Origin of the sequence: Agrobacterium sp. GD03872 (assembly GCF_029840625.1) — a bacterium.
GTDB lineage: Bacteria > Pseudomonadota > Alphaproteobacteria > Rhizobiales > Rhizobiaceae > Agrobacterium > Agrobacterium fabrum_A.
Genome location: NZ_JAOCCY010000022.1, coordinates 1 through 14743 on the forward strand (window position 1 = coordinate 1; position 14743 = coordinate 14743).

14 protein-coding genes are annotated in these 14743 nt (G+C 60.4%); 2 read left to right on the forward strand and 12 right to left on the reverse strand.

Features of this window, described 5'->3' with window-relative positions; translation table 11 throughout:
• Nucleotides 1–20: 20 nt before the first annotated feature.
• The 10 genes from ugpC to aztA all read right to left on the reverse strand — a co-directional run bounded on the left by ugpC (nt 21) and on the right by aztA (nt 9751).
• A complete protein-coding gene (gene ugpC / locus N5D22_RS24880; RefSeq protein WP_279658688.1) occupies nt 21–1097 on the reverse strand; it encodes a sn-glycerol-3-phosphate ABC transporter ATP-binding protein UgpC in 1077 nt (358 codons plus the stop codon).
• 4 nt (nt 1098–1101) lie between these two features.
• The gene (locus N5D22_RS24885) at nt 1102–1932 is read right to left on the reverse strand and encodes a carbohydrate ABC transporter permease (RefSeq protein ID WP_279658689.1); all 831 of its coding nucleotides are present in this window, start codon (nt 1930–1932) and stop codon (nt 1102–1104) included.
• A gap of 3 nt (nt 1933–1935) precedes the next feature.
• Nucleotides 1936–2880 carry a sugar ABC transporter permease gene (locus N5D22_RS24890; protein WP_279658690.1) on the reverse strand — a complete coding sequence of 315 codons (945 nt, stop codon included), beginning with the start codon at nt 2878–2880 and terminating at the stop codon, nt 1936–1938.
• Between the two features lie 151 nt (nt 2881–3031).
• Entirely contained in the window at nt 3032–4291 is a 1260-nt protein-coding gene (locus N5D22_RS24895) for a sugar ABC transporter substrate-binding protein (protein WP_127758036.1), read from the reverse strand.
• Between the two features lie 38 nt (nt 4292–4329).
• Nucleotides 4330–5502 carry a PLP-dependent transferase gene (locus N5D22_RS24900; protein ID WP_279658691.1) on the reverse strand — a complete coding sequence of 391 codons (1173 nt, stop codon included), beginning with the start codon at nt 5500–5502 and terminating at the stop codon, nt 4330–4332.
• Nucleotides 5499–6191, reverse strand: a complete 693-nt coding sequence (locus N5D22_RS24905) for a FadR/GntR family transcriptional regulator (RefSeq protein ID WP_279658692.1) — start codon at nt 6189–6191, stop codon at nt 5499–5501. Before N5D22_RS24905 ends, N5D22_RS24900 begins: the two co-directional genes overlap by 4 nt.
• Nucleotides 6192–6420: 229 nt before the next feature.
• Nucleotides 6421–6894, reverse strand: a complete 474-nt coding sequence (locus tag N5D22_RS24910; protein ID WP_279658740.1) for a ribonuclease HI — start codon at nt 6892–6894, stop codon at nt 6421–6423.
• Between the two features lie 126 nt (nt 6895–7020).
• The gene (gene aztC / locus N5D22_RS24915) at nt 7021–8037 is read right to left on the reverse strand and encodes a zinc ABC transporter substrate-binding protein AztC (RefSeq protein ID WP_279658693.1); all 1017 of its coding nucleotides are present in this window, start codon (nt 8035–8037) and stop codon (nt 7021–7023) included.
• A 27-nt stretch (nt 8038–8064) separates the two neighbouring features.
• Complete coding sequence (gene aztB, locus N5D22_RS24920) at nt 8065–8931, reverse strand: zinc ABC transporter permease AztB (RefSeq protein WP_279658694.1); 867 nt, start codon at nt 8929–8931, stop codon at nt 8065–8067.
• Nucleotides 8924–9751 carry a zinc ABC transporter ATP-binding protein AztA gene (gene aztA / locus N5D22_RS24925; protein WP_279658695.1) on the reverse strand — a complete coding sequence of 276 codons (828 nt, stop codon included), beginning with the start codon at nt 9749–9751 and terminating at the stop codon, nt 8924–8926. Before aztA ends, aztB begins: the two co-directional genes overlap by 8 nt.
• Nucleotides 9752–10181: 430 nt before the next feature.
• Between aztA and zigA the strand changes: the two genes are divergently transcribed.
• Nucleotides 10182–11387: a zinc metallochaperone GTPase ZigA gene (gene zigA / locus N5D22_RS24930; RefSeq protein ID WP_279658696.1), complete on the forward strand. Its 1206-nt coding sequence runs from the start codon at nt 10182–10184 to the stop codon at nt 11385–11387.
• Between the two features lie 245 nt (nt 11388–11632).
• Here the strand turns inward: zigA and N5D22_RS24935 are convergent, their stop codons facing one another.
• Both N5D22_RS24935 and N5D22_RS24940 read right to left on the reverse strand, forming a co-directional pair.
• Entirely contained in the window at nt 11633–11902 is a 270-nt protein-coding gene (locus N5D22_RS24935) for a hypothetical protein (RefSeq protein ID WP_279658697.1), read from the reverse strand.
• Entirely contained in the window at nt 11899–13005 is a 1107-nt protein-coding gene (locus N5D22_RS24940; RefSeq protein ID WP_279658698.1) for a GTP-binding protein, read from the reverse strand. The genes N5D22_RS24935 and N5D22_RS24940 overlap by 4 nt, the downstream gene beginning before the upstream one ends.
• Before the next feature lie 362 nt (nt 13006–13367).
• Between N5D22_RS24940 and ugpB the strand changes: the two genes are divergently transcribed.
• Nucleotides 13368–14678, forward strand: a complete 1311-nt coding sequence (ugpB, locus tag N5D22_RS24945) for a sn-glycerol-3-phosphate ABC transporter substrate-binding protein UgpB (RefSeq protein WP_279658741.1) — start codon at nt 13368–13370, stop codon at nt 14676–14678.
• Nucleotides 14679–14743 lie beyond the last annotated feature (65 nt).

The following is a 14743-nucleotide window of genomic DNA, read 5'->3' on the forward strand; positions in this document are numbered from 1 at the left end:
AGGCGATCTAGGCCGAAGCCTCACGCCTCCCCGATCCTGACGCCATTCCTGTCGAAGACATGCAGCCTTTCCTGCGGGAAACCGACCCGCAGGGACTTGCCCGGCTGCAACAATGCCCGGTCTGACGAAAACAGCTTGAACGGCAATCCATGCACGGTGAGATGCAGGATGACGCCGAGGCCGGTCGGCTCGACCAGATCGACAGTCGCTTCCACACCGCCTTCATCAGGCGCCACGGTGACATGTTCCGGGCGGATACCGAGCGTGACCGGTTCGCCATCGGCCAGCTCCACTTCACGGCCGAGCGCAAGGCGCGTGCCGTCACCCAGCACGACGAAACTGCCGCCATTCTCCCGTCCGATTCGGCCTTCCAGGAAATTCATGCCGGGCGAACCGATGAAACCGGCGACGAAAAGATTGGCAGGGCGGTCGTAAAGATCGAGCGGCGCGCCGATCTGCTGCACATGGCCGGCATTCATCGCGACGATGCGTGAGGCAAGCGTCATCGCCTCGATCTGGTCATGGGTGACGTAAACCGAGGTTGCGCCAAGATCGGCATGCATGCGCTTGATCTCGGCGCGCATCTGTTCGCGCAGCCGGGCATCGAGGTTGGACAGCGGCTCATCGAACAGGAAGGCCTTTGGCTGGCGCACGATGGCGCGGCCCATGGCGACGCGCTGGCGCTGGCCGCCGGAGAGCGCCTTCGGGCGGCGGGCGAGATAGGGATCGAGGCCGAGCTTGGCGGAAGCACCGGCCACCGCCGCCGCGATGGTTTCTTTCGGGCTGCGGCGCAGACGCAGGCTATAACTCATATTGTCGGCGACGCTCATATGCGGATAGAGCGCATAGGACTGGAACACCATGGCAATATCGCGATCCTTCGGCCGGCGATCATTGACGCGTTCGCCGTCGATGGACAGGTCGCCGGACGTTATCTCTTCAAGCCCGGCGATCATGCGCAGCAGCGTCGATTTTCCGCAGCCGGATGGGCCGACGAGGACGATGAACTCGCCATCCCTGATATCAAGATCGACGCCATGCAGCACGGCGAGGTCGCCATAGGTCTTGCCGACATTCTTCAGCTCGATGGAAGCCATGGGATTATCCTTTCACCGCGCCGGCCGTCAGGCCCTGCACGAGATAACGTTGAATGAGCAGGAAGAAGAGGCAGGCCGGAATGAGCGCCAGAACGCCCGCCGCCATCATCTGCCCGAAATCGACGGAGAATTTCGAAACGAAGGTCAGAAGACCAACCGGGAAAGTGGCGCTCTGGTTGCCGGAAATCAGCATCAGCGCAAACAGAAGCTCGCTCCACGCGGCGGTGAAGACGAAACCAAGCGTCGCGGCAATGCCCGGCAGCGTCAACGGCAGGATGATCTGGCGAAAGGCCGTAAACCGGCTCGCCCCGTCGATCATCGCCGCCTCTTCCAGATCCTTCGGAATGCCATCGAAGAACGACTGCATCAGGAAGGTGGCGAAGGGCACGTTGAAGGCGGTGTAGACGATGACGAGGCCCGTGAGGCTGTTGGTGAGGCCGAGGGGCGAGAGCATCTTGAAGATCGGCGCGACCAGCATGACCAGCGGAAACATCTGGGTGATCAGCATTAGCGCCACGATCCAGTATTTGCCCTTGAAACGGAAGCGTGACAGCGCGTAACCCGAGAGCGAAGAAAGTATCGTTACGGCAATTGCCGTGGAGCCCGCGACGATGACGCTGTTCTTAAAAAACGTCGGGAAGGCACTGTTTTCTATGACGAAACGATAATGATCCCAGGTCGCCCGCGATGGCCACATCCTGACACCTTCGCTATAGAGTAGATCGTTCGGCGTCACGGACACCTTGAGCAGCCAGAACAGCGGGAACAGTGCAAAGGCGATATAGACAAGGATCGCCAGACGATGGGCAAGGGTGAGAAATATCCTTGATGTCATCGGTCAGTCCTTCTCGATCAGGCGCTGGCGCAAAAGCACGATCAGCATGGAATAGGCGAGCAGCAGTACCAGAAGCACCAGCGCGATGGCCGAGGCATAACCGAAATCCAGACGCCTAAAGGCCTGGGTGAAGATGTAGCTGGCGACGATCTGCGTGCGGTCGGCCGGTCCGCCATTGGTCATGACGATGATGAGATCGGCGAAATTGGCGATCCAGACGGTGCGCAGCAGGATGGTGATGGCGATGGTGGGCGCCAGAAACGGCAGGGTGATGGAGGTGAAGCGCTGCAGCGGGTTCGCCCCGTCAATTTCCGCCGCCTCGTAAAGATCGCGCGGGATGGCCTGAAGTGCCGCAAGCAAAGTGATGGCGAAGAAGGGAATGCCCCACCAGACATTGGCGATGATCGGCCCCCACATGGCAAGCTGCGGATCGGCGAGGATATTGTTGGGCGCGGATAACAGCCCGAGCGAGACCATCCAGTGCGGCAGCGGCCCGATGACCGGGTTGAACAGCCATGCCCAGTTGAGACCGGCAAGGAAGGTCGGCACGGCCCATGGCAGGAACACCAGCGCCTGCGCCAGCCCCCTGCCCGCAAAGGGTTTATCGAGCAGCAGCGCCAGAATGAGGCCGAAGAAGAATTGCAGGAAAACCGAAGCGCCGGTCCACCACAGCGTATTTTTCAGCGCCCGGTAAAAGGCCGCATCCTGCGACAGCGCCTCCAGATGTTTGAGGCCGACAAAACCGCCGGAAAACGGATTGAGCAGCTGCACATCGCGAAAGGCATAGGAGAGGCCGAGCACCAGCGGCACCAGCATGACGGCGACGATGAGCACCAGCACGGGCGCGCTGTAAAGCCACGGTTCGGCCCAATCGGCAAACCGCCGCATCGCGGGCTTGCCAGCCGGTTTGCTCGCAGCCACTGGCCCGGCGCCATGGGCATAGGACATTGTATCGCTCCCTGATCGGACGACGGAACGGACGGGTTTTCCAGCCTCTCGGCTTACCGATCCGAAAAATTTCTATGAAAAGGCCTGTCGCAGCGAAGGCCGGCAAGACCCGCCGCACGGGCATTTGCGCCCGGACGGCCGGTCAATGTCGTTACTTCGAGGCCAGGAACTTCTGCTGCGCCTTGGTCATGTAATCAGCCCATTGCTTGGCGAGGTCTTCCGGCGTGATATCGCCGAGAAGCGCTTCCTGCGATGTTTTGATGACCAGCGAATCCTTGAAGAAGGCGAATTCCTCAAGATAGGTCGGCATCGTCGTCGGCACGGCGTTCTTGTCGGCCAGTTCGTCGAACCAGCCCTTGAACTGCTCGCTGGCATAGAAGGGGTCCTTCTCCGCCGACTTGTGCACCGGCAGCGCACCGGTCTTCTTGTTCCACTCGATATTGCCTTCCGGCCCTTCAAGTGTCTCGATCAGCTTCCAGGAAAGGTCCTTGTTTTCGGATTTCGACATCATCGACCAGCCGGCGAAACCAATCGTCGGGAAGGTCTTGCCGTCAGGCCCCTTGGGCATGGTCATGACGCCGAAATCTTCCGGCTTCATGCGCTGGGCAATGGCGATCAGCGCATCCGGGTCCTGATCAAGGAAGGCGCAGGTGCCGGAATAAAAGCCGGCGACGATCTCGTTGAAGCCCCAGTTGACGCTGTCCTTCGGCGCGTAACCGTTCTTGTAGAGATCGATCACATAGGTCAGGCCCTTCACCCAGCCGGGGCTGTCGAAGGTGGAGGTGCCGTCCTTGGTGAAGAACTCGTTGGAACCCGCCATGGAGGCGCCGAACATGACCCAGCCGTTGAGGCCGCCCGGGCCGCCGCGCAGGCAATAGCCAGATTTGCCGGGAAGGGCTGCGACCTTCTTGGAAGCATCGGCAAATTCCTCGAGGGTCTTTGGCGGCTCCTTCACGCCGGCTTCGGCCAGCAGCTTCTTGTTGTAGAACATGGCGCGCAGGTAAAAACCATAGGGCAGCATATAGGCCGTGTCCTTGACATCGCGGCCGAGTTCCAGCGTGCGCTCGCTCAAGCCCGCGGTATGCTCCCACTTGGCAAGATAGGGCTCAAGGCTCTCCAGCATGCCGTTATTGGCATAAAGCGACAGCCATGTGTCGGGCATTTCCATCACGTCAGGCACATCGCCGGCCGAGACCATGGTGGCGAATTTTTGGAAGGCTTCGCTCCACGGCAGGGAGATGATCTCCACTTTGGTGCCGGGATTGGCGGCCTCGAATTTCGAGACGATGCCTTTCAGCGTTTCCGTCCGCTCGGGACTTGTGATGACCTCGACCAGTTTCAAGGTCGTGTCCGCCAGCGCCGTTCCGGTCATCAGGGCGGTGAAGATTGCTGCTGTTACCAGTTTTTTCATGTCGTTCTCCCCTTTTTTGTCGTCAGTTTAAAAACACGTCAGGCGGCGGTGGCCGCCTTGATCGCGGGTTCGAGATCGTTCCAGAGGGCTTCCGTGCCCTCCAGCCCGACATGCAGGCGCACCGAACGCGCGCTGATGCCGAAGGTGTGGGCGGAGTTTGGCTGCGCCTTCTGTTCGAGCACCACTTCGCCGGGGACGATCAGGCTTTCATGCCCGCCCCAGGAAACACCCAGTTTGAAAAGCTTGAGGCGGTCGGCAAAAGCGCGCACATCCACCCCTTCCCTAAAGATGAAGGAAAACAGGCCCGACGTGCCGTGAAGGCCGGGCGGCAGGCGGTTCGCCAGCCCCGGATGGCAGACCTTCTCCACCACATCCAGCGCCTGCAGGCGGGTTGCGATCTCAAGCGCCGAGGCCTGATGCGCCTTCATGCGCAACGGCAGGGTGCGAAGCCCGCGAATGAGCAGCCAGGCATCGAAGGGTGACATCTTGCCACCGAGATAGGGATAGGTTTCCGCCCGGATGCGGTCGATCATCGCCTTTGAACCGGCCACCACACCGGAGACCACATCGCTGTGGCCGCCGAGATATTTCGAGGCCGAATGCACGACGAAATCGACACCGAGCAAGATCGGCTGCTGGAAGACCGGGCTCGCCCAGGAATTGTCGATGACGGTGACGGCGCCATGACGTTTGCCGATGGCCGCCAGCGCGCCGACATCATGGGCTTCCATCACCCAGCTCGTCGGGCTTTCCATGTAAAACAGCTTTGCGCCCGGCATCGCCTTTTCAACCGCCGCCTCATCGCGGCCGTCGACATAGGTCACCTCGATATTCATGCGCTGCATGAAGGTGCCGAACAGGCGGAACGCATCGGGATAGACATGGCGCACGGCGACGATCCGGTCGCCCGGCGACACGAAGGACAGCACGGTGGAGGAAATGGCCGACATGCCGCTTGCAAAACCGAGCGCATCTTCGGCCCCTTCGAGCTTCGCCAGCATCTCCTCAAACAGCCGCACGGTGGGGTTCAGCCCGCGCGTATAGACCGGCCGCACCTTTTCGCCGCGATAGGTGGAGACCATTTCGTCATAGCTGGAAAAGGTGAAAAGCGAGGTCTGCACGATGGGCGGCACCACGGCCTCGAAGGCGTGGGCCTCGTCATGCGCAACAATAAATGAGGCGGGATCGAAGAGATCGTTGCCATGGTTCATTTCGACATGTCCTTGATATCCTCCTCGACGACGGCGAGGATTTTCAGTGTTTCTTCACGGGCGGTTTCCGCGTCGCCGGCGGCGATGGCGTTAAACAGCGTGCGGTGAAAGGGAAAAGAGCGGCTGGCGAAATCCGGGCGATCGAAGGGTCTCGACCAGAAACGTTCGAAGCCTTCGCGCATCTGCTCCAGAAGCTGTTTGAACAGTGAATTATGGGTGGCGTCATAGATCGACAGATGGAAGGCTAGGTCGGCCTTGCCGGAGGTTCCCTCCGCCAGATGCACCCGCTCCATCTCATCGAGCCGCGCTTCCATCGTGGCGATATCGTCTGCCGTGCGGCGGCGCGCGGCGGCCATGGAGGCTTCCACCTCGATGCCGCGCCGCACTTCCAGCGTCATCAGCAGCGCATCGCGCAGGCTTTCGGCATCGATGGAGATCGGCATATGCACGGTGGCGGCGGAAATCGGCTTCAGCAGATAATTGCCGCTACCCTTGCGGCTGTCGATAACGCCGAGCGCCTGAAACTTGCGGATGACTTCACGGATGGTGGACCGGCCGACGCCCAGCGCCGCCATCAGTTCCCGCTCGGCCGGCAACCGGTCTCCCGCCTTCAGCCCTGCCCGCTCCACATAGTCGGAAAGTGCTGCCTCGACCTGGCGCACGCGGTCGCTCGGCGGAATCGGTTGCATGAGTTCCCGGCTGGACCTGTCCAAGACGCATCCCCTAAATTGGTCTGACATCTTACCATTTCAAACCGGATGTCGATTGTCAACCGGCAAGCGGCCGTGCGTGCACACCATTCGGTTGGAGTCGCGAAAGAGTACCGGGGCAACCGCTCGATACGGAAAAAGGTCGAAACGGGAGATGGCTGAAGTGAAGAGATTAACGTGCCGAAGCACGACGACTGACGGCCGCCGGCTAAATCACCGTCGCACGGGAAACGCCACGCGCCAATGCATCGGCATGCTCGTTGCCGACAGTGCCGGAATGCCCTTTGCACCATTCTACAACCACATGGGGATGCCGCTCCAGCAGGCTGTCGAGCTGCTGCCAGATTTCCCTGTCGGGGATCGGTCTGCGGCGGGTGCGCTGGTTGGGCGTGATCCGCTTCCAGCCGTTATTGCGCCAGATCGCCCTATATCGGCGGCAGCCTTCGATGACATGAATGGCATCCGTCCAGAGCGTGACTGCCCGCATCGGCGCTTCGACGGCGATCCACGACATTGCATTGAGGACCGCGAGGACCTCGAACGTATTGTTCGATGTGCCGACCGTCCTGCCTGAGGCGGAGTGGACTTGGTGGCCTGCTTCATGAACCACGAACGCCCAACCTCCGGTTCTGGAGGCGTCGTCGAAGGAACCGTCGGTGAAGATGTGAAGCGCATCGCACATGAAGAGGGGGTGTAGCACCAATATGGAAATCGCCAAAGGGAGAGTTCCAGGGCCGTTGCATAAACACAAAAGCAGAGAGGGCGGCGCAAGCCACCCTCTCCCTGACTCACAACGGGTGAACCGAAATTACTGGCCGAGCACGGCGGCCGTGATCGTCTCGATATTGTGGTTGATCATGTCGATATAGGTCGCAGCCGGGCCGTCGGCGGTCGAAAGCGCGTCGGAATAGAGCGTGCCGCCAACCTTCAGGCCGGTTTCGCTGGCGATCTGGTCGATCAGCCGCTTGTCGGTGATGTTTTCGACGAAGATTGCCGAGGCCTTGTCGTGCTTCACCTGATCCACCAGCTTGGCGACATCGGCGGCTGAGGCTTCGGATTCCGTCGAGATGCCCTCCGGCGCGAGGAAGATCAGGCCATAGGCATGCTCGAAATAACCGAAGGCGTCATGCGAGGTGATGATGACGCGTTTTTCCGGCGGGATGGAGGCGATTTCGGTCTTCACCTTCTCGCTCAAGGCGGCAAGCTTGGCGACATAGGCATCCGAATTGGCGGTGTAAGTGGCGCAACCGGCCTTGTCGACCTCGCAAAAGGCGCCGGCAATGTTCTTCACATAGATTTCCGCGTTCTTGATCGACTGCCAGGCATGGGGGTCGAATTCGCCATGGTGGTGCCCTTCATGGCCGTGGTCGTCCGCCGCGGCGGTCTCGTGCTTATGGCCGGCTTCTTCCGCCTTGTGGTCGTGACCTTGTTCTTCCTCGGCTTCCGGGTGGGCATGGCCGGCCGGCTCTTCGGAAAGCTTGAGCGGCTCGACACCCTTGGTCAGCTCCACAACCGGCGCCTTGGTGCCGCTGGTGTCGATCAGCCGCTTCAGGAATCCTTCGAATTCCAGGCCATTGACCAGCACCACATCCGCCTTGCTGACGGCGACGGCATCGGCCGGGCGGGGTTCATAGACATGGGCGTCGCCATCCGGCCCGACCAGCGTAGTGATTTCGACGCGGTCGCCGCCGACGTTCTTCGCGAAATCGGCGATGATCGAGAAGCTGGCCACGACCTTGAGTTCGGCGGCGGACGCCTGCGCCATCAGAACTGGAGAGAGGGAAAGAAGGCTGACGCCGGTGGCCAAGCGGAGGGTTTTGAACATGAGGGTTCTCCTTTTCGAACGCTGTTTTCAGGCCGTCCTGTGACGGCCGGAACCGAGAAGATCGCGGAGCACGCCGCGCGTGCCGACGAGGATGGAGAGCGCATAGATGACGCCCGCGGAAAGGATGATCGCCGGGCCTGAAGGCAGCGACGCGTGATAGGACAGAAGCAGGCCGGCGAAGCAGGACACCATGCCGATGCCGATGGAGATGAAGCACATGGGTGCGACACGGTTGGACCAGAAGCGGCTGGCGGCGGCGGGCAGCATCATCAGCCCGACCGACAGCAGCGTTCCCAGCGCCTGAAAGCCGCCGACCAGATTGAGCACGACGATGGCAAGGAAGAGGAAATGCACCGGGCTGCCCCAGTTGCTGACGGAGCGCAGAAACAGGGGATCGAGGCATTCCGCCAAAAGCGCCCGCCAGAAGATTATCATCACCAGAAGCGTCACGATGCAGATGCCGCCGATCAGGCCGAGCGCCTCATTGTTCAGCGCCAGCACCGTGCCGAACAGCACATGCATCAGATCGACGCTGGAACCGCGCCACGAGACGAGCAGCACGCCGAGCGCCAGCGAGATGAGATAAAAGGCGGCAAGCGAGGCGTCTTCCTTCTGGATGGTGAAGCGTGACACAGCACCGGCACCCAGCGCGACCAGAAGGCCGACGGCCAGCCCGCCGATGGTCATGGGCAGGATTTCCAGCCCGTAAAACAGGAAACCGACCGCCGCTCCCGGCAGGATGGCGTGAGACATGGCGTCGCCCGTCAGGCTCATGCGGCGCAGCATCAGAAACACCCCGACCGGGCCGCAGCTCACGGCAAGGATCAAGGCGCCGGCAAGCGCGCGCTGCATGAAGACATATTGGACGAAGGGTTGGATGAAAATATCAGCCATGGACATTCGAATTCGCGTGGGAGTGGGCATGGGAATGAGAGGACGCCGCCCGCGGACTTGCCCTGACGGTCTGAAGCGGAGACGCCTCGGCCGGTTCGCACCAGGGTGCATTTTCCTCCCACGCCTCGTGGAAGTGCTGCGCCTGCCTGATATTCTCCGCCTTCAGGACTTCGGCCGTAGGCCCCAGCCCGACAAGCTTTCGGGCAAGGAACAGGGTCTGCGGAAAATGCCGCCGCACGAGCTGGAAATCATGAAGGACGGCCAGAACCGTGCGCCCCTCCGCCACCCATGATTTGATCAGGACCATAAGGTCGGCAACGGTGCGCTCGTCGACGGCATTGAAGGGTTCGTCGAGCAGGATCAGCTGCGCATCCTGCAACATCGCGCGGGCAAACAGGGCGCGCTGCATCTGCCCGCCGGAGAGCGAGTCGATATTGCGCTTTTCAAAACCTGATAACCCGACCGCCTCCATCACGCGGCCCATCGCCGCCCGGTCTTCAGGACGGTGGCGACCGAGCAGGCCGCGTTTCGGCCAGAGACCAAGCGCCACCAGATCCCGCACCTGCGCCGGAAAGGAGCGGTCGAGTTCCGATTGCTGCGGCAGATAAGCGACGGACAGATCTGGGCTTACCCGGCATTCGCCGCCGAGCGGCTTCAAAATGCCGGCAATGCCTTTCATCAGCGTCGATTTTCCTGAGCCATTGGCGCCGACCACCGCAGTGAGCGCGCCTTTGGCAATATCACCATTCAGATGATGCACCGCCGCGCGGCCGGCATATCCAAGCGTCAGATCTTTGAAGGCAAGGCACGGATCGCTCATCGATCCCTCCGGGGCAGGATGTCATTCGATGACCCCTAATATGTAATGTTATTACATTCGTCAAATGAATACGTAATGAAATAACATTAACCATTGGAAAGATGGACTCCGCCTCACCACGCCGTCACCCTCGGGCTTGACCCGAGGGTCCATGGTCACGCTGGGTTTTGTATCCTCGGGTCAAGCCCGAGGATGACGTCGAGTGCGAGAGACGCTTGCGATCAAGGGACGCATTTTAGCCATCCGCGCGGTCACCTATCCTACTCCGACGGGTATGCCAGTTCTTCTATTGCCTGTTGACATGGTATGCGCATGTAATGTTATTACATTACCATTCTGGAAGCATGACGGCGAACCGCGCCGTTATGTTTTCGTCTGCGGCGGCCACCCCGTGGCCCCGCGCGCAGCCTGCTTACACGACGAGGTCCATATGTCGAAAAAACTTCCCGTCACCGTGCTTTCCGGCTTTCTCGGCGCCGGCAAGACGACGCTTCTCAACCATATTCTCGCCAATCGCGACGGTCTGCGCGTGGCGTTGATCGTCAACGACATGAGCGAGATCAATATCGACGCCGCACTGGTGCGCGATGGCGGCGCCAATCTCTCCCGCACGGAAGAGCAATTGGTGGAAATGACCAATGGCTGCATCTGTTGCACGCTGCGCGACGACCTCTTGACGGAGGTGCGGGCGCTGGCCGAACAGGGCCGTTTCGATTACCTGCTGATCGAATCCACCGGCATTGCCGAGCCGCTTCCGGTCGCCGCAACCTTCGATTTTCGCGATGAGAACGGCCGCAGCCTTTCCGATGTCGCGCGTCTCGACACCATGGTGACAGTGGTGGATGCCGCCAATCTTCTCAACGATTACGGTTCGTCCGATTTTCTGGCCGACCGGGGCGAAACGGCTGGTGACGGCGACAATCGCACCATCGTCGACCTGCTGGTGGAGCAGATCGAATTCGCCGATGTCGTCGTCCTCAACAAGATCGGCACCGCGACGCCGGAGGAACGGGACGCCGCCCGCAAGATCATCGTTGGGCTGAACCCGGATGCGAAACTCATCGAGGCCGATTTCGGCAAGGTGGCGCTGAAGGAGGTTCTCGGCACCGGCCGTTTCGATTTCGCCAGGGCCGAGGAACATCCCCTGTGGTTCAAGGAATTGCACGGCTTCAAGGATCACATTCCCGAGACCGAGGAATATGGCATCCGTTCCTTCGTCTATCGCGCCCAAAAGCCGTTCGACCCCGTGCTGTTCCAGCGCTTCATCGACCGCGCCTGGCCCGGCGTGGTGCGCGCCAAGGGCTTTTTCTGGCTGGCGACGCGTCCGCGTTATGTCGGCGAGATCAGTCAGGCCGGCGCCCTGGTCCGCACCGGCAAGATGGGCCTGTGGTGGTCCGCCGTGCCGAAGGAGCAATGGCCGCGTGAAAAGCAGTTCCTCGACATGATGCAGCCCTATCTCGATCCGGTCTTCGGCGACCGGCGACAGGAAATCGTCTTCATCGGCTCCGATCCGATGAACGAGGCGCGCATCCGCGCGCAGCTCGATGCCTGCCTGATTGATACCGAGGCATTCACGCCGGATGCATGGCGGCACCTGCCCGATCCTTTCGCCAGTTGGGACAGGCAAGCGGCTTGATTGTCCTCACTGCCCGCATTTTGGCCGAGCGGATGCGCCTTTCGCCTTCTCCCCGCCGGGGAGAAGAAACGGGAGGCGCCCTCGCGGGAAAATAGGCAACTGAAAAATTATAGAAAATCCAGCGTCACCAGCGCCAGAACGAGATCATGCCCGCCCTTCATCGTCCGCGGATCCCGCCGTCTGCCCCTGAAGTCGCCGATGAGGGCAGCGGTGGTCAAGCGCATCTTGAGCCTGGAAACGGGTTCTCAAGCCGAATTCGCGGCGATGGCGCGCACGATATCGTCGTGAACCACCTCCAGCAGCGCCTTGTGGATGGATAATTGCCGGCTTGCGCCGGAAGCCGACAGGACGACGATCACCGTTTCGCGCGGCGGGCAATCCGGCAGGGCGCAGGAAAGCTCGCTGACGGTGACAATGTCTTCGGGGCGGAGATGCAGCAGATCGCGTGACCACTGCTTCAGAAGACGGGCCTGCGAGACGATTGCGGAGCCGCTGCGCCCAAGCGGATTGTTCATGCCCTGCCCCTTCGCCCCGCCTGCGAGGCCAATGTGTCGAAGAGAGCGCGGATCGGCTGTTGCGGCATATCCATGCCGATCAGCACGATGCGCGTGGAACGATTTCCATCCGGCCAGCGCTCCAGGCGGGTCAATGGATAAAGCCGGTGCTGCACCGCATGGGCGACAACCGGCCGCTCCGGATCGTCAGTCGCGCCGAAAATTCCCTTGAGCCGCAGCAGGCCGGAATGCACATTGCTGGTGACGAGTTCCAGAAACGTGACAATCGCCTGCGGATCGAAAGCGCCGTCAAAGGTGAGATCGAAAGCCTCGACCCCGACGCCATGGCGATTGATATCGTGGTCATGGGCGGCATGAAGGCTCAGCCTGTCGGCCGCAAGCCACCCCGGCGCATCCTCCGGCTTGCCGCGCAGCGAATAATCCGAGGCTGCAAATAACGACATCAGATCGAAATCGACCGCATTGCGGTCATGAAATGAGGCCGCAGGATTGAGATCCGCGAGGCTTTCGCGGTCCACGGCCGCAGCATCGGCAAGATCGGTTTTCGTCAGAACGATATGATCGGCGAAGGCAAGCTGTTTCCAGCCTTCAATAAAGCTGTCGAGCATCGCCGGGCCGGAGACAACGTCGAAAGCCGTGACCACACCTGAAAGATGGAAATGCCGGGCCACGATGTGATCGCGTAGGCCAAGAGCCGGCGTGCCGCCGGCGATCAGGCTGTTGATGATCGGCGCGGGATCGGCAAGGCCGGTGGTTTCGATAACGACCCGCGATACTTCCGGCATCATCCCTTCCAGAAATGCCTGATGCAGCTCGTAAAGCGAGGTGCGGATATCGCTGGTGGCGGTGCAGCAGATGCAGCCCGTCGTCGTTCTGAAATATCGCTCAGAACCCGTCCGAACCAGACCGTGATCGATGGGCACCGAGCCGAATTCATTAACGATGACCGCGGCATCGCGCATGGCCGGCTCAGTCAGAAGCGCGTTCAGCAACGTCGTTTTGCCCGCTCCCAGAAAACCGGTCAGCAGAGTGACCGGCACCGTGCTGGCGGGTAGCGCGACGGCTGCGTCGTTCCTGCGCTCCACCGCTTTCTTCCGCTTCATTCCAAACACGCCAGCACCTTCGCTATCCATAAAATTCACGCCACCATAATACGTAATGTAATAACATTTCAATGGTGATTAAGGAATTTCCGGCGAGCGCAATTCCCTTATGCCGGATGAGAAAAGGTCATGGCCACATGCTCGCAACTCTCAGGCGCATGAAAAAACCACGGAACGAAGAAAATGGAATAATAAATCCGTTTCCTTCACTTTCGTTTTAATCGTTCCACGTTCTCTTGCATTTTCGTTAGAGTTCGCTTTTAATCGGCAATGCAAATACAGAAAAGGTCGCCCGCAACCGGATCGAGGAGGATAGGCTGCAATAAGGGGCTGTATCTTTTACTGTTTTCACAATGGGAGGAATCACCTTGAAAAAACTCAGCTACCGCCTCGCGGCGGCTTCCGCGCTTTCGTTTTTTGTCACATCGAACGCATATGCTGTAACCGAGATCCAGTGGTGGCACGCCATGACCGGCGCCAATAACGAGGTCGTGGATACGCTGGCGAAAGAATTCAACGACAGCCAGAAAGACTACAAGATCACGCCCGTCTTCAAGGGCACTTATCCGGAAACGCTGAATGCCGGCATTGCCGCATTCCGCGCCAAGCAGCCGCCGGCGATCATTCAGGTCTTCGATGCCGGTTCGGGCGTGATGATGGGCGCTGCCGGCGCGATCAAGCCGGTGGCGGACGTGCTGAAGGAAGGCGGCTATACCTTCAACAAGGATGAATATCTGGCCGGCATCGTGGCCTATTATTCCAAGCCTGACGGCACCATGCTGTCCTTCCCTTACAATTCATCCTCGCCGATCCTCTATTACAACAAGGATGTCTTCCAGAAGGCTGGCCTTGATGCAGCCAACCCGCCGAAGACCTGGCCGGAAGTTTTCGAAGCCGCCAAGAAGATCAAGACCAGCGGTGCCGCGCAGTGCGGTTTCACCTCCACCTGGCTCACCTGGATCCAGACCGAAAACTTCGCCGCCTGGAACAACGTCTCCTATGGCAGCAATGAAAACGGCCTCGGCGGCACCGATGTGAAGCTTGCGGTCAATGCGCCGCTCTTCGTCGAACACTTCCAGGCGATTGCCGATCTCGCCAAGGACGGCACATTCCGTTATGGCGGCCGCACCTCCGAAGCCAAGCAGCTGTTCATGTCCGGCGAATGCGGCATCCTGACCGAATCCTCCGGCGGCCTTGGCGATATCGTCAAGACCGGCATGAATTACGGCATCGGCCAGCTTCCCTATTATGAGGGCCATGGTCCGCAGAACACCATTCCCGGTGGCGCGAGCCTCTGGGTCTTCGGCGGCAAGAGCGAAGCCGAATATAAAGGTGTCGCCGAATTCTTCCACTTCCTCTCCCAGACCAAGATCCAGGCACGCCTGCATCAGGTTTCCGGCTATATGCCGGTGACGATCGCGGCCTATGAGGAAACCAAGAAATCCGGCTTCTACGACAAGAACCCCGCCCGTGAGACGCCGCTGCTGCAGATGATGGGCAAGCCGCCGACAGAAAACTCCAAGGGCGTGCGCCTCGTGAACCTGCCGCAGGTGCGCGACATCATGAACGAAGAGTTCGAGGCGATGCTGGCCGGCAAGCAGGACGCGAAAGCCGCCCTCGACAAGATCGTGGAGCGTGGTGACGCAGCCATCAAGCAGGCCGCCGGCAACTAAACGATCCCCTGCCCCGCCCGCATCCTTATCCGATGCGGGCGGCATTCCCACGTCATCAGGAGATC